5 protein-coding genes and 1 other RNA gene are annotated in these 17,997 nt (G+C 56.5%); all 6 read left to right on the top strand.

Annotated elements, in window-relative coordinates:
- The first annotated feature begins 104 nt into the window (after window positions 1–104).
- The 6 genes from smpB (at window position 105) to ssrA (ending at window position 17,937) form a co-directional block, all read left to right on the top strand.
- On the top strand, window positions 105–587 hold the full coding sequence (gene smpB / locus ACLJQD_RS20905) for an SsrA-binding protein SmpB (RefSeq protein WP_001518569.1): 483 nt from the start codon (window positions 105–107) through the stop codon (window positions 585–587).
- A gap of 619 nt (window positions 588–1,206) precedes the next feature.
- A complete protein-coding gene (bapA, locus tag ACLJQD_RS20900; RefSeq protein ID WP_017442218.1) occupies window positions 1,207–12,681 on the top strand; it encodes a biofilm-associated protein BapA in 11,475 nt (3,824 codons plus the stop codon).
- 64 nt (window positions 12,682–12,745) lie between these two features.
- Window positions 12,746–14,155, top strand: a complete 1,410-nt coding sequence (locus ACLJQD_RS20895) for a TolC family outer membrane protein (RefSeq protein ID WP_017442217.1) — start codon at window positions 12,746–12,748, stop codon at window positions 14,153–14,155.
- The gene (locus tag ACLJQD_RS20890; protein ID WP_017442216.1) at window positions 14,152–16,332 is read left to right on the top strand and encodes a type I secretion system permease/ATPase; all 2,181 of its coding nucleotides are present in this window, start codon (window positions 14,152–14,154) and stop codon (window positions 16,330–16,332) included. The genes ACLJQD_RS20895 and ACLJQD_RS20890 overlap by 4 nt, the downstream gene beginning before the upstream one ends.
- Window positions 16,333–16,339: 7 nt before the next feature.
- Window positions 16,340–17,503, top strand: a complete 1,164-nt coding sequence (locus ACLJQD_RS20885; RefSeq protein ID WP_072101449.1) for an HlyD family type I secretion periplasmic adaptor subunit — start codon at window positions 16,340–16,342, stop codon at window positions 17,501–17,503.
- Between the two features lie 71 nt (window positions 17,504–17,574).
- Window positions 17,575–17,937, top strand: a transfer-messenger RNA (tmRNA) gene (gene ssrA, locus ACLJQD_RS20880).
- Window positions 17,938–17,997: the final 60 nt, after the last annotated feature.

The following is a 17,997-nucleotide window of genomic DNA, read 5'->3' as shown; positions in this document are numbered from 1 at the left end:
ATTGTGCGTGCATAGCCCAACTCATGCTAAGATAGATTTTTGCACCTCATCAGGACGTAATGGGGTGTTTTCGATATCAGATTACCTATGAATTCACGACACTTATGACGAAGAAAAAAGCACATAAACCGGGCTCAGCCACCATCGCGCTGAATAAGCGCGCCCGGCACGAATACTTTATCGAAGAAGAGTTCGAGGCTGGTCTCGCCCTGCAAGGCTGGGAAGTAAAATCTCTGCGCGCAGGAAAAGCCAATATCGGCGACAGTTACGTTATCCTCAAAGATGGCGAGGCCTGGCTGTTTGGCGCAAACTTTACGCCGATGGCGGTCGCCTCGACACATGTCGTATGCGACCCAACCCGAACCCGCAAACTGTTGTTAAATCAGCGTGAGCTTGATTCGCTGTATGGCCGTATTAATCGTGAAGGTTATACTGTCGTCGCGCTTTCTCTGTACTGGAAAAATGCCTGGTGCAAAGTGAAGATCGGCGTGGCGAAAGGTAAAAAACAACATGATAAACGTTCCGATCTTAAAGAACGTGAGTGGCAACTGGATAAAGCACGCATTATGAAAAATGCAGGCCGATAATAGACATTTTTTGTGACCAGCTTCTCAGTATGAAGCTGGTCAATATTCATATCTCATTCATGCCTCGAAAATATATTCTTTGCGTCTGACGCTTATCAGTAGCAATAAATACCACACCACAACAAGAATATATTCTTTGTTTAAAAAAATTTTATAGCCTAATAACACAATACTTCAAATGATTTTTATAAAATTTAATATTACTGAATACCTTCACAAAAGGTATTGTTTTTATGTTAAAAAAGAAAAAGAAGAAGAAATTAAAATTCATTATAAAACATAAAGATAAATAAAAAATCATCATACATTGTTAGCCTGCCCCACCTCTCCTTAACACAAACTCCGTTATATTTCAGACGCACTAACACCTTTATCAATAGATCTTAATTTGCAGAAAGATTTTTTTCTGACTATATCATCTAATACGAAAGCACTAGTCAGGCACAAAAAATAAAGGGTTATTCGGCGAGAAAACCAGACCTTCACCTACGCTCATAAAAAAGAATATGGCTACGGAAATTCATCTCTCATGATGAACGGGAAGGCTCGTCTACGCATTTTGCCCTGAACGTCGTGCCCGTTAATTAATACACAGAGCAAATCCATCAGGAGCTAATTTATGCGTCTACTCGCCGTGGTTTCGAAATTGACTGGCGTCTCCACCACTGTGGAATCCTCAGCGGTCACTCTTAACGCCCCGTCAATTGTTAAATTATCAGTGGCCCGGGAGGAAATTAGTCAACTTACGCGCATTAATCAGGATCTGGTGGTGACGCTCCATTCCGGCGAAACGATCACAATTAAAAACTTTTACGTTACCAACGATCTGGGCGCAAGCCAGCTGGTACTGGCGGAAAACGATGGCACGTTATGGTGGGTAGAAAATCCGCAAGCCGGGCTACATTTTGAACAAATCGCTGATATTAATGAGCTGCTGGTCACTTCTGGCGCTTCCCATGAAGCAGGCGGCGCCGTTTGGCCGTGGGTACTGGCTGGTGCGGTGGCGGCTGGCGGCATTGCCGCTATCGCGTCTTCCGGCGGCGGCGATTCCCACCATCATTCGGATGGCGATAATCCGCCCCCCGATAACACCAATCCTGACGGTAATCCCCCTGATAACAGCAATCCCGGCGGCAGTAACCCTAACGGCAATACTCCAGGTAGCAGTAATCCTGTAGATACCACCCCACCTCTCGCTCCCGGCAACTTGTTGATTTCAGCGGACGGAAAAACGGTGAGCGGCGAGGCCGAAGCGGGCAGTACCATTACCATCAAAGATCCTTCAGGTAACGTCGTTGGCGAAGGCAAAGCGGATAGCGACGGTAAATTTAGTATTGATTTGACAGCGCCACAGCTTAGTGGCGAACAACTTACCGTGACCGCGACTGACGATGCCGGCAATACCGGCCCATCCGCAACCATTGATGCGCCCAACATTCCTCTCCCCGATACACCAGCTATCACCGCCGCTATCGATGATGCCGCTCCCCTCACCGGCACGCTGAGCAATAATCAGTTTACGAACGACAATACCCCCACGCTGGAGGGAACCGGCAGCGCAGGCACAGTCATCCATATTTACGCCAATGGTCAGGAAATAGGCTCCACAACGGTTGATAGCAGCGGAAGCTGGCGTTTTGCCATTACCAGCGCGCTAGCGGATGGGGAAAATCATTTCACCGCCATTGCGACTAACGTTAAAGGCGAAAGTAGCGAATCAGCCCGCTTTACGCTGACTATCGACACACTCAGCCCCGATGCCCCACGCGTTGAACTGATTGCCGATAACACCGGTTTGCTCACCGGGCCGCTACAGAATAATGACCGGACTGACGAGGCAAAACCGCTCTTTTCCGGGCAGGGAGAGGCAGGCAATACCATCACGATTAAAGAGGGATCAACCGTTATCGGCAGCGCTACCGTAGACGAAAATGGACGCTGGACCTTTACGCCAACTACGCCGTTAAGCGATGGCGAACATACCTTTACCGTCGAACAAAGCGACAAAGCCGGAAACACGAGCCGCGTGACGACAACGCCTACTATCATTGTGGACACCACGCCACCGGACGCCGCTATCATTGATAATGTTGCGAAAGACGGCACAACCGTTAGCGGCACCGCTGAAACTGGTAGTACCGTGTCGATCTATGACCCGGCGGGAAATTACCTGGGCTCCACGATTACCGGAGAAAATAACCACTTCAGCATCACGCTGAATCCGGCCCAGACCCACGGCGAGCGTCTGGAAGCGCGTATTCAGGACGCCGTCGGTAACATCGGCCCCGCCACGGAGTTTACCGCTTCTGACTCACAGTATCCTGCCCAGCCGACTATCCTTACCGTGACGGATGACGCTGGCGCCGTTACCGGGCTACTGAAAAATGGCGATGCCACAGATGATAACCGCCCAACCCTCAGCGGTATTGCTGAACCAGGCAGTACGATATCGATTAACGATAATGGCTTTCCTGTACCGACCTTTCCGCCCATTGTCGCTGACGCTGACGGCAAATGGAGCTTTACCCCCTCGCTGGCACTTGCCGATGGCGACCATGTTTTTACCGCTACCGCGACCAACGATCGCGGCACCAGCGGGCAGTCCGTCTCCTTTACCATTGATATCGACACGCAGCCGCCGGTGCTGGAAGGCCTGGCGGTTAGCGACGTCGGCGACAGACTCACCGGCACTACGGAAGCTGGCAGTACTGTGGTTATCAAAGACAGCCAGGGAAATACGCTTGGTAGTGGAACGGCAGGCGACGACGGTACCTTCTCAATAGGTATTAGCCCGGCGAAAATTAACGGCGAAACATTAAGCATTAGCGTTACCGATAAAGCCACGAATAGCGGTCCGGTAGAAACGCTGAACGCGCCGGATAAAACTGCGCCAGCGGCACCGGACGGCCTTATCGTGGCGACCGACGGTCTGTCCGTAAGCGGTCAGGCGGAAGCCGGGGCAACGGTCACTTTCCGCGACAGTAGCAACACCGTACTTGGCAGCGCCGTCGCTAACGGCAACGGACAATTTATCGTTCCGCTGAATACGGCGCAGACTAACGGCCAGGCGCTTATCGCTACCGCCACCGATGTCGCGAAAAACGAAAGCGCCGCCGCGACGGTTATCGCGCCGGACAGTACTGCGCCGGAAATGCCGAAAAACGTGGTAATTAGTGAGGATGGCGCCAGTATCAGCGGCACCGCCGAACCGGGTAGCGCCATCACGATCGCCACGCCGGACGGCACGCCGCTTGGCAGCGGCAAAGCAGATGGCGAAGGTCATTTTACCCTTCCCCTCGTCCCCGCACAGACCAACGGCGAACAGGTTACCGTCACCGCCACCGACAGCGCCAACAACGTCAGCCCGCCAACTACAGCGCAAGCGCCCGATATCACCGCCCCGGATAAGCCCATTATCACTCAGGTGCTGGACGATGTTGAAAGCTTCACCGGGCCACTGGTTAACGGACAAACCACCAATGACAACCGCCCCACCCTTAGCGGTACGGCGGAGGCTGGCGCGCGTGTCGAAATTTTTGATAACGGCGTTTCGCTGGGACTCGCCACGCTACAGCCCAACGGCGGCTGGACGTTTACGCCGTCGCAAAATTTAGGTGAAGGCGCGCATCGACTGACCGTAATCGCAACCGACGCTAAAGGCAATGCCAGTCCGGCCGCGTCATTCGACCTGGTGGTCGATACGCAATCGCCGCAGCAACCGGTAATCACCTTCATTACAGATGATGCGCCGGGTATTCTCGGTAGCGTCGCGCATCTGGGGCTCACTAACGACAGCACGCCAACGATTAATGGTACAGGTGAACCGGGTTCCACAGTACACCTGTATCAGAATGGCGCCCGGATAGCAGATATTATCGTCGGTAATTCCGGCGTCTGGAGCTACGCCTACACCACGACCTCGCCACTGGCGGACGATACCTACACCTTTACCGTGACGGCCAGCGACAGTAACGGCAACACCACGCCTTTTTCGACCGATTTTACGATTACCATTGATACCCAGGCCCCTGCCGCTCCCGGCGTTATCGGCGTAGCTGACGGCGACGGAAATACGATTGATACCAATCAGATTACCCAGGAATCCCAGCCCCGGTTGAGCGGTAGCGGCACCGCAGGCGACACAATCATCCTTTACGATAATGGCAATGCCATAGGTCAGGCGCTGGTCGGCACGGACGGGCGCTGGCAGTTTACGCCGCCTGCCGCGCTGGGCGACGGCGACCACCTTCTGACCGCTCGCGCCAACGATCCGGCGGGGAACGAAAGTCCCGAATCCATCAGCTTTACCCTACGCATCGATACCCAGGCGCCGGATGCGCCGCAGATCGTGTCAGCCGCCATCACAGGCGGAGAAGGCGAGGTGCTACTGGCAAACGGCAGTATTACCAATCAGCGTATGCCGACCCTCAGCGGCACCGGCGAACCCGGCGCCATCATCACCCTGTACAATAACGGCGTAGAACTGACTACCGTCCAGGTCAATCCACAGGGTAGCTGGACCTATCCGCTAACCCGTAATCTGAGCGAAGGGTTAAACATCCTGACGGCCACCGCCACGGATGCCGCAGGCAATAGTAGCCCCACCTCCGGCGTTTTCTCCGTTACCCTTGATACCCAGCCTCCAGCGCAGCCTGACGCGCCGCTAATCAGCGATAACGTCGCGCCGGTTATCGGCAACATCGGCAATAATGGCGCAACGAACGATACCACGCCGACCTTCAGCGGCACGGGAGAGATCGGCAGCACGATTATTCTCTACAATAATGGCAGTGAAATTGGTCGCACAACGGTAGGCGATAACGGTAGCTGGAACTTTACGCCTGCGGCACTGACGCCAGAAACCTATACCATTACCGTCACGGAAACCGATATAGCGGGCAATATCAGTCCACCTTCCGCCTCAGTCACTTTTACGCTAGACACCACTGCGCCCGCCAATCCGGTTATCACTTTTGCCGAAGATAACGTCGGCGAAGTCCAGGATACTATTGTCAGCGGCGCAACCACTGACGACAATACGCCGGTCATTCACGGCACTGGCGACATCGGTAGCGTGATCACGCTCTATAACGGCAGTAGTATCGTGGGCGTAGTCACCGTCGATGAGACCGGCACATGGACGCTAGCGGTGACCAGCGCGTTGCCGGATGGCGTCTACACCCTGACCGCCATTGCCGCCGATGCCGCCGGAAACAGCAGCGGCGTATCGAACAGCTTTACCTTCACCGTCGATACCGTTCCGTTGCAACCGCCCGTCGTCAATGAGATCCTTGACGATATTGCGCCAGTGACCGGGCCATTAACCGATGGCGCCTTTACTAACGATCGGACGCTGACTATTAACGGCAGCGGCGAAAACGGCAGCACCGTCACGATTTACGACAATGGCGTGGCAATCGGGACGGCGCTCGTCACCGACGGGACCTGGACATTCAATACGCCCGAATTATCAGAAGCCAGCCATGCGCTAACCTTCAGCGCGACTGACGATGCTGGAAATACCACGGCGCAAACCCAACCGATCACCATTACTGTGGATATCACCGCCCCGCCCGCGCCAACGATCCAGACGGTGGACGACGATGGCACGCGCGTCGCCGGACTTGCCGATCCTTACGCTACCGTTGAAATTCATCATGCCGATGGCACCCTGGTCGGCAGCGCTGTCGCTAATGGCACCGGTGAATTCGTCGTTACGCTCAGTCCGGCGCAAACCGATGGCGGTACGCTGACGGCAATTGCTATCGATCGCGCGGGGAATAACGGCCCGGCTACGAATTTTCCTGCTTCCGACAGCGGTCTGCCCGCCGTCCCGGCCATCACGGCGATTGAAGATGATGTCGGGAGCGTACAGGGGAATATTGCGGCGGGCGGCGCCACGGACGACACCACGCCGACGCTGCGCGGCACCACGGATATCGGCTCTACCGTTGAAGTTTTCATTGATGGCGATTCGGCAGGCTTTGCCACCGTTGACGCCAGCGGGAACTGGATCTTTGAGATCGCGACGCCATTAAGCGAAAGCACACATTACTTCACCGTCCAGGCAACCAATGCGAATGGCCCGGGCGGCCTGTCCGCACCGGTCGGGATCACTGTCGATCTTAGCGCGCCGGCGCAACCGGTTATTACCAGCGCAACGGATGATGTCCCCGGCATGACCGGTACGCTGGATAACGGCGCGCTCACCAATGATTCACGCCCGACGCTCAACGGAACGGGAGAAGCAGGCGCCACCATCCGCATTCTGGATAACGGCGTAGAAATCGGTTCCGCCACGGTAGATCAAAGCGGCAACTGGCGCTTCACCCCGAACGCGCCGCTGGAGAGCATCGCACACATCTTTACCGCCGTGGCGACCGATCCCGCCGGCAATAGCGGCCAGCCTTCGGACGGCTTTACGCTGAACATTGACGCGCAGGCGCCAGATGTGCCGGTTATCACGTCCGTGATTGACGATAACAATCAACCGACCGTTCCGGTGTTACCGGGGCAATCCACCGACGATCGGCAGCCAATACTGAACGGAACTGGCGAACCTGGCGCGACAATCACCATTTTTGATAACGGTACGCCGCTTGGCACGGCTCAGGTAGGCGAAAACGGTAGCTGGACCTTCCCGGTGCCCCGCAATTTGTCAGAGGGAAGCCATAATCTGACGGTTAGCGCTACCGATCCGGCGGGCAATACCAGCGCGGTCTCCGCGCCGTGGACGATCGTGGTCGATATTACGCCTCCTGCGATCCCGGTTCTCACCTCCGTTGTGGATGACCAGCCCGGTATTACCGGCAACCTGGTTAGCGGGCAGCTAACGAACGATGCGACGCCCACCCTGAACGGGCGCGGAGAGGCAGGCGCGACGATTAATGTCTATCTTGACGGTAATCCCGCGTCCATCGGTACCACGACGGTGAATAGCGACGGCACGTGGAGTTTCACGCCGCAGACGCCGCTTGCAAACGGTAGCCACACGTTCACCCTTAGCGCCACCGATCCGGCGGGTAATAGCAGCGCGGTGTCCAGCGGATTTGTGCTGACGATTGACGCCACACCGCCCGCCGCGCCGGTTATCGCCAGCGTGGCAGACAATACGGCGCCGGTGACGGGCATCGTCCCCAACGGCGGCTCGACGAACGAAACCCAACCAACACTTTCGGGTACCGGTGAGGCGGGTGCAACTATCTCGATTTATAATGGCAGCGCGCTGGTCGGCACGGCGCAAGTTCAGGCCAACGGTAGCTGGAGCTTTACGCCGTCTACCTCGCTGGGCGCGGGCGTCTGGAACCTGACGGCGACAGCAACCGATGCGGCAGGCAATACCAGCGCCGCGTCCGAAATACGCTCGTTTACTATTGATACCACGGCTCCCGCCGCGCCTGTTATTGATACGGTCTACGACGGTACGGGCCCCATTACCGGCAATCTGAGTTCAGGGCAGATCACAGACGAGGCGCGCCCTGTCATTAGCGGCACCCGTGAAGCCAACACAGCTATTCGTCTCTACGATAACGGCACGCTGCTGGCTGAAATTCCCGCCGACAATAGCAATAGCTGGCGCTACACGCCCGATGCCTCTCTGGCGACGGGCAACCATGTAATTACCGTCATTGCCGTTGATGCCGCAGGCAACGCCAGTCCCGTTTCAGACAGCGTTAATTTCGTCGTCGATACCACGCCGCCGCTGACGCCGGTAATCACATCAGTCAGTGACGATCAGGCGCCAGGCCTCGGCACGATTGCGAACGGCCAAAATACCAACGATCCTACGCCAACCTTCAGCGGCACCGCAGAAGCCGGCGCCACGATCACGCTCTATGAAAATGGTACGGTCATTGGCACGACAACGGCTCAGCCTGACGGCGCGTGGAGCGTCTCCACCTCAACGCTGGCAAGCGGAACGCACGTCATCACCGCCGTCGCCACCGATGCCGCAGGAAACAGCAGCCCGAACAGTACGGCTTTCACCCTGACGGTCGATACCACCGCGCCGCAAACGCCAATCCTGACGTCCGTGGTGGATGACGTCGCGGGCGGGGTCACAGGAAATCTCGCTAATGGTCAGATAACCAATGATAACCGCCCCACGCTGAACGGCACTGCCGAAGCGGGCAGCGTGGTCAGTATCTATGATGGCGACACTCTGCTTGGCGTCACCTCGGCTAACGCGAGCGGCGCGTGGAGCTTCACGCCGACGACAGGGTTAAACGACGGCACGCGCACATTAACAGTGACCGCCACCGACCCGGCAGGCAACGTTAGCCCGGCCACCAGCGGGTTTACTATCGTGGTCGATACCCTTGCGCCAACGGTTCCGCTTATAACCAGCATCGTTGATGATGTCCCGAACAATACCGGCGCCATTGGCAATGGACAATCGACCAACGACACACAGCCGACGCTCAACGGTACCGCGGAAGCCAACAGCGCGGTAAGCATCTTCGATAATGGCGTGCTGGTCGCGACCGTGAACGCCAATACCAGCGGCAACTGGAGCTGGACGCCAACCGCCGCGCTCGGCCAGGGAAGTCACGCCTATAGCGTTAGCGCCGCCGATGCGGCTGGCAACGTTAGCGCCGCTTCGCCATCGATAACGATTATCGTGGATACCATTGCGCCCGGCGCGCCCGGCAACCTGGTCATCAATGCTACCGGTAATCGCGTGACGGGCACCGCGGAAGCAGGCAGTACAGTGACGATTACCTCTGAGACTGGTGTGGTACTGGGAACCGCCACCGCCGACGGTACAGGCAGCTTCACCGCCACACTCACGCCCGCGCAGACCAATGGTCAGCCGCTACTGGCATTTGCCCAGGATAAAGCAGGCAACACAGGCATTGCCGCCGGATTTACCGCGCCCGATACGCGTGTGCCGGAAGCACCGATCATCACCAACGTAGTGGATGATGTGGGTATTTATACCGGCGCTATCGCCAACGGTCAGGTCACTAATGACGCACAACCCACATTGAATGGTACCGCTCAGGCGGGCGCCACGGTGAGCATTTATAACAACGGGGCGCTGCTCGGCACCACCACGGCGAACGCCAGCGGAAACTGGAGCTTTACCCCGACAGGCAATTTGACCGAAGGCAGCCACGCCTTCACCGCCACCGCGACTAACGCCAACGGTACAGGCAGCGTCTCCACCGCCGCGACGGTGATTGTCGATACGCTGGCGCCCGGTACGCCGTCAGGTACGCTCAGCGCCGATGGCGGTTCACTTTCCGGACAGGCAGAGGCAAACAGCACCGTAACCGTCACGCTGGCGGGCGGCGTGACGCTCACCACCACCGCCGGCAGCAACGGCGCATGGTCTCTCACCTTGCCGACCAAACAAATTGAAGGTCAGCTCATTAACGTGACGGCCACTGACGCTGCGGGTAATGCCTCCGGCGCGTTAGGCATTACCGCGCCGGTTCTGCCGCTGGCGGCAAGGGATAACATCACCAGTCTTGATCTGACCTCGACCGCCGTCACCAGCACGCAAAACTATTCGGATTACGGCCTGCTGCTGGTTGGCGCGCTTGGCAATGTCGCCTCGGTTTTGGGTAACGATACCGCTCAGGTTGAGTTCACCATTGCTGAAGGTGGTACGGGCGACGTCACCATCGATGCCGCCGCAACGGGAATCGTGCTTTCGCTGCTCAGTACTCAGGAGATTGTGGTACAGCGTTATGACACCAGCCTCGGCGCCTGGACGACGATCGTCAACACCGCCGTTGGCGACTTCGCGAATTTGCTTACCCTGACCGGGAGCGGCGTTACCCTGAACCTGAGCGGCCTGGGCGAAGGCCAGTACCGGGTACTCACTTATAACACCAGTCTGCTCGCCACCGGGTCATATACCAGCCTGGATGTCGATGTACACCAGACCAGCGCAGGTATTATTAGCGGGCCAACCATCAGTACCGGCAACGTCATGGCTGATGATACCGCGCCGACGGGCACCACGGTCACCGCCATCACCAACGCCAACGGCGTCAGTACGCCGGTCGGCGCGGGCGGCGTGGATATCCAGGGACAATACGGCACGCTGCACATTAATCAGGATGGCAGTTACACCTACACGCTGACTAAGCCCACGGCAGGATACGGACATAAAGAGAGCTTCACCTACACCATCACCCAGAATGGCGTCAGTAGCAGCGCCGCGCAACTGGTTATTAATTTGGGTCCCGCGCCGGTACCGGGCAGCGTGATAGCGACAGACAATAACGCCTCGCTGGTCTTTGATACTCACGTTAGCTACGTCAACAACGGTCCCTCGACACAAAGCGGCGTCACGGTATTAAGCGTCGGACTTGGTAATGTACTGAACGCGAATCTGCTTGATGATATGACTAATCCGATCATCTTTAACGTTGAAGAAGGCGCTACGCGAACCATGACGTTACAGGGAACCGTCGGCGGCGTCTCACTGGTTTCCACGTTCGATCTGTACGTTTATCGCTTCAACGATGCCATTCAGCAATATGAGCAGTTCCGGGTGCAAAAGGGCTGGATTAACACCCTGCTGTTAGCCGGACAGTCTCAGCCGCTGACCCTGACGTTGCCTGGCGGCGAATACCTGTTCGTGCTGAATACCGCCAGCGGCATTAGCGTCCTCACTGGCTATACGCTGGCGATTTCCCAGGACCACACCTATGCCGTTGACAGTATCACCGCCAACACCACCGGCAACGTACTGACCAATGATGTCGCCCCTACGGACGCCCTCCTCACTGAAGTAAACGGCGTGGCGATTGCGACGACCGGCACGACGGAGGTAAACGGGCTGTATGGCTCGCTCATCATTGACGCAAGAGGCAACTATACCTACACGCTGAAGAACGGCGTCGGCGCCGACAGCATTAAAACGCCGGACAGCTTTATCTATACGGTCAAAGCGCCAAACGGCGATACCGATACGGCCTCGCTCAATATCACGCCAACCGCCAGGGCGCTGGATGCGATTAATGATGTCAGCGATACCCTTAGCGTCGCCACGCTTCAGGATACCGCTGCCTGGCTGGACTCCAGCGTCGGCAGCGCCAGTTGGGGGCTACTCGGCAAATCGGGCAGCGGGAGCGGCACCTTTGACGTTGCAACGGGCACCGTACTTAAAGGCGCGTCACTGGTCTTTGATGTCTCCACGCTCATTACGTTGGGCAATCTGAATATTAGCTGGGCCATTCAGGAGAACGGGACCGTCATACGCAACGGAACCGTTCCGGTGGCGAATATCACGCTGGGCAGCGCGACGGTGACCGTCAACCTGAGCGGCCTGGAGCTGGATGCCGGAACGTACACGCTTAACTTTACCGGCACCAATACCCTGGCCGGGGCGGCGACGATCACGCCACGCGTCATCGGCACCACTGTCGATCTGGATAATTTTGAAACGTCCGGAACGCATACCGTTCTCGGCAATATTTTTGACGGCAGCGACGCGGCGGGGGCGATGGATCAGCTTAATACGGTGAATACCCGCCTGAGCATTAGCGGGTATAACGGCAGCGCCGCCACGCTGGACGCCGCGGCGAATACCACCAGCGCCACGATTCAGGGACATTACGGCACATTGCAAATTAACCTCGATGGCGCTTACACCTACACCCTGAATAATGGCGTCGCGATGTCGTCCATCACCAGTAAAGAGGTCTTTACCTATCAACTGGATGACAAGATGGGTCATACGGATAGCGCCACATTGACCATTGATATGGCGCCGCAAATCGTCAGTACCAACCAAAACGATGTTCTCATCGGCTCCGCCTATGGCGATACGCTGATTTACCACCTGTTAAACGGCGCGGACGCGACCGGCGGCAACGGCGCCGATCGCTGGCAAAACTTCTCTACCGCGCAGGGCGACAAGATCGATATCCACGAACTGCTGACGGGATGGGATCACCAGGCGGCGACGCTGGGTAACTTTGTTCAGGTTCATACCAGCGGCGCCAATACGGTGATATCCGTCGATCGCGACGGCGCCGGCAGCGCGTTTAAATCAACCGACCTTGTCACTCTGGAGAATGTGCAGCTCACGCTAAATGATCTGTTGCAGAACAACCACCTGATAACCGGTGGTTGATAAAAAAGCCCCGAACGCCACGACGTTCGGGGCAACAAGCGGTGATATTTAAAAGGGATAAACTATGGGAAGAGTCGCGCCTGTCGCCATCGTACTGGCATTTGCTTTGTTTCATCACCAGCCCCGGGGCGCAGAAGCGCCGCCAATGATTACATCCGAAGGATTAGCAACGGACCAGATGCTTCCTTCGCTGGATGGCTCCGCCGCTGAGTTGCCGCTCAGCGCCGCCGCGCCGGGCAACCTGACGCTCAATGACGCGGTCAATCGCGCCGTTAGCTGGCATCCTTCTATTCGCGAAGCCGTCGGCAAACTGCTCGCACAGAATGAACAAATAGAGGTCGCCAAATCGAAATATTATCCGCAAATCAGCGCTGGCGTGAACAATGGGTACAGCAATACCTACACCGATCACGGGTATAGCCCCTCGCTGGTGCTGTCGGTATCGCAAATGCTTTATGACTTCGGCAAAGTGGCAAGCCAGGTTCGCGCCGAAACCGCAGGCGCAGCGCAGCAACAGGCCAATGTGTTGCTCAGTATTGATACCGTCGCGCACGAAACCGCCAACGCTATTGTACAAACGCAGAGCTGGCAGCAAATGGTAGAAGCGGCGGAAGAACAGCTCGTCGCGCTGGACGGCATCGGTAAACTTATCCGGCAGCGCAGCGATGAAGGCGCTACGTCGCTCTCTGACGTGGTGCAAACCGAAGCCAGAATCGAATCCGCCCGCTCGCAACTGGCGCAGTATCAGGCCAATCTCGACAGTGCGAAAGCCTCACTGATGAGCTGGCTGGGCTGGAATTCGCTTAACGGCATCAATAATGACTTCCCGGCGAAACTTGCTCGCAGCTGTGAGACGGCGACTCCCGACGATCGACTGGTGCCCGCAGTACTGGCCGCCTGGGCGCAGGCCAACGTTGCGCGGGCGAATCTGGACTATGCCAGCGCGCAAATGACGCCGACGATTTCGCTCGAACCTTCTGTACAACATTATCTTAATGATAAATATCCCAGTCATGAAGTGCTGGATAAAACCCAGTATTCCACCTGGGTAAAAGTTGAGATGCCGCTTTATCAGGGCGGAGGGCTGACTGCCCGACGCAACGCCGCCAGCCATGCGGTAGACGCGGCTCAGTCGACCATTCAGCGCACCCGGCTTGATGTCCGCCAGAAACTGATGGAGGCGCGCAGCCAGGCAATGAGTCTTGCCAGCGCGTTACAAATCCTTCGTCGGCAACAGCAGCTTAGCGAACGCACGCGCGAACTGTATCAGCAGCAATACCTTGACCTCGGTTCCCGCCCGCTGCTCGACGTGCTTAATGCGGAGCAGGAAGTTTACCAGGCGCGTTTTGCCGAACTGCAAACGGAAAGCCAGTTGCATCAGTTGCAACTGAACTGTCTGTATAACACCGGCGCGCTTCGTCAGGCGTTCGCGTTAAATCATCGCAGCATTCAATCCGTGGAGATCCAGCCATGACCCGCGCCGCCCCCGATGTAGAAGAGGTACTCAGTGAGCGCGCGCTGAGCCAATGGGCGCAGGCCATCAGCCATGTCGCCGGTCATTATCGCGTTGCCTGTTCTCCCGGTTCAATTCAGGCCAACGCCCCGTGGTTTAGGGGTAAAAGCAGAACGACCGCCTTAACGCAGCTCGCGCGGCAGGCGGGTTTATCCTTTCATGCGCCGGACATAGACAAAACGGCATTTAGTCAGTGGCGATTGCCGTTGGTTGTCGAGCTCCGGGACGGGCAGTTATTGGTCATCGAACATGTTAATGGCGAAGATGCGGCAGACGTTTTTGTGATTGAAGAAGAGAGTCAGCGTAACCGCCTGACGCTCAGCGAGTTATTGCCGGAGATCCTCTATGTTGCCGCGCTACGCCCGCTATCGGCGCTCAAGGATAGCCGCGTCGATCGCTATATCTCCCGCTTTAAACCCGACTGGATGCGCGAGCTGGTTCTGCAGGATATTCGCCCTTATTTACCGGTAATGGTCGCCGCCTTTCTGATTAACGTGCTGTCGCTGGCCGGGATTGTGTTCTCTATGCAGGTTTACGATCGGGTGATCCCCGCTCAGTCATATCCTACCCTGTACGTGCTCTCCTTCGGCGTGCTGGTAGCGGTGCTGTTCGGTTTTCTGCTGCGTGAAGCGCGTACGCACATTATGGACGTGCTCGGTAAACGCGCCGATATGCGCATTTCCGATCGGGTATTCGGTCATGCGTTAAGGCTGCGCAACAGCGCTATCCCCCGTTCCACCGGCAGTTTTATCTCGCAGTTACGCGAACTGGAGCAGATCCGCGAGATGATTACCTCTTCAACGCTGGCGACCATTGTCGATCTGCCTTTCTTTTTCCTGTTTATGGTAGTCCTGGCGATTATTGCCCCACCGCTGGCATGGATAGCGCCCGTGGCGGCTCTGCTGATGATCCTGCCGGGCGTCGCACTGCAAAAAAAACTGGCTGTCCTCGCCAACCAGGCCGCCCACGAAGCGACGCTACGCAATGCAGTCTTGGTCGAAAGCGTTCAGGGGCTGGAAGATATTAAACTGATGCAGGCGGAGAACCGCTTTCTTCAGCAGTGGAATAGCTATATCCGTATTACCGGCGAGTCGGGTCTACGCACCCGCAAACTCACGCAAGGGCTTATCAGTTGGGGGATGTCGGTACAAAGTCTGGTGTATGCCGCGGTGATTATGTTCGGCGCGCCGATGGTCATTGAAGGCAGTATGACTACCGGCGCCGTGGTCGCCGCGTCGATGCTCGGCTCGCGGATGATCGCGCCAATGGCTAACCTGTGCGGCGTGCTGGCGCGCTGGCAGCAGGTGAAAGCGGCGAAGATGGGTCTCGACAACATTATGCAACTGCCCACCGAGACACAGCATGACGATAGTCTGATACACCGCGACATCCTCCACGGGCATTACCTCTTTGAAAACGCTCAGTTTCGTTACCATAACGACGATCAACGCATACCGCTGCGCCTCGTGCGTCTGGAGATCATGCCAGGCGAGCGGATTGCGATACTGGGGCGTAACGGCGCGGGTAAATCCACACTTTTACAGGCGATGGCGGGCGGCCTGGAGATGATTCAGGGAGATGCCCGGCTTGATAATCTCAGCTTGTCGCACATCGATATGGCGGATTTACGCCGCAACATCGGCTTTCTTAGCCAGAACGCGCGGCTTTTCTTCGGCACCCTACGAGAGAACCTGACGCTCGGCGCGCCGCACGCCAACGATGAACAGATTTTTGACGCGCTCGAAGTCAGCGGCGGCGCCGTCTTCGTCAGGCGGCTGGCAAAAGGGTTGGATCATCCCATTATGGAGGGTGGTAACGGCCTGTCCGGCGGGCAGCGCCAGTCCCTGTTGCTGGCGAGAATGCTGCTGCGCTCCCCCAATATTGTGCTACTTGACGAACCCAGCGCCTCGCTGGACGAGCACACGGAGCGAGAGTTTATTCAGCGGTTACATCAGTGGCTTGGCAATCGTACCCTGGTCGTCGCGACGCACCGGGTACCAATACTGGAGCTGGTTGAGCGTGTCGTTGTCCTGAAAGAAGGACAACTGGTGATGGATGCGCCAAAAGCGCAGGCGCTTAACGCGGATCGGATGCAAAGTCACCGTCGGGAGTGGAAAAATGAAAATCAATCAGCATGATGCCGCGATGGACGATTTCGATATTCAGCGTGAACGGGCGTTTTCCGGCGCGGGTCGTATTGTTCTGATCTGCTCACTGTTATTTCTCATTCTCGGCATCTGGGCGTGGTTTGGCCGACTGGATGAGGTTTCCACCGGCAACGGGAAAGTGATCCCCAGTTCACGCGAACAGGTTCTGCAGTCGCTGGATGGCGGCATTCTGGCGCAGTTGACGGTGCGGGAAGGCGACAGAGTTCAGGCTAACCAGATTGTCGCCCGGCTTGATCCGACGCGTCTGGCGTCCAATGTGGGTGAAAGTGCGGCAAAATATCGCGCTTCACTCGCCTCCAGCGCACGGTTAACTGCGGAAGTCAGCGACTTACCTCTCGCCTTCCCCGCTGAGCTGAACGGCTGGCCGGATCTGATTGCCGCAGAGACGCGTCTCTATAAAAGCCGCCGCGCGCAGCTGGCCGATACCGAAGCCGAGCTACGGGATGCGCTGGCGTCGGTTAATAAAGAGCTGACCATTACCCAGCGGCTGGAGAAAAGCGGCGCGGCCAGTCATGTTGAAGTGCTACGCCTGCAACGACAAAAAAGCGATTTAGGCTTAAAAATTACCGATCTGCGCTCACAATATTATGTGCAGGCACGCGAAGCGTTATCGAAAGCGAACGCTGAGGTCGATATGCTCTCCGCCATTTTAAAAGGACGCGAGGATTCCGTCACCCGCCTTACCGTGCGTTCGCCGGTACGCGGCATTGTTAAAAATATCCAGGTCACGACGATTGGCGGCGTGATCCCGCCTAACGGCGAGATGATGGAGATAGTGCCGGTAGACGATCGTCTGCTGATTGAAACCCGCCTTTCGCCGCGTGATATCGCCTTTATTCATCCCGGCCAACGCGCATTGGTTAAAATTACTGCTTACGATTACGCCATTTACGGCGGGCTTGACGGCGTGGTGGAGACCATTTCACCGGACACCATTCAGGATAAAGTGAAACCGGAAATTTTCTACTATCGCGTGTTTATCCGCACCCACCAGGACTATCTACAAAATAAATCAGGACGCCGTTTTTCGATTGTTCCAGGCATGATCGCCACGGTGGATATCAAAACCGGTGAAAAAACCATTGTCGACTATTTAATCAAACCGTTTAATCGCGCGAAAGAAGCGCTACGCGAGCGGTAAATCGTTGAAGATAAGAAGATACGGGGGCTGGTCACGCATGTCACAAGTCTGTTATACTTACCTTACACATTGGGGCTGATTCTGGATTCGACGGGATTTGCGAAACCCAAGGTGCATGCCGAGGGGCGGTTGGCCTCGTAAAAAGCCGCAAAAAAATAGTCGCAAACGACGAAAACTACGCTTTAGCAGCTTAATAACCTGCTTAGAGCCCTCTCTCCCTAGCCTCCGCTCTTAGGACGGGGATCAAGAGAGGTCAAACCCAAAAGAGATCGCGCGGATGCCCTGCCTGGGGTTGAAGCGTTAAAACGAATCAGGCTAGTCTGGTAGTGGCGTGTCCGTCCGCAGGTGCCAGGCGAATGTAAAGACTGACTAAGCATGTAGTACCGAGGATGTAGGAATTTCGGACGCGGGTTCAACTCCCGCCAGCTCCACCAAATAAAACAAGGGGTTACGTGAAAACGTAGCCCCTTTTTCTTTGGTAGTGGCGGCAAAAT

Source organism: Salmonella sp. SAL04214, from assembly GCF_046550615.1.
Lineage (GTDB): Bacteria > Pseudomonadota > Gammaproteobacteria > Enterobacterales > Enterobacteriaceae > Salmonella > Salmonella enterica.
Note: the sequence above shows the minus strand (reverse complement) of the source record. Positions and strands in the feature narration are given on the sequence as shown.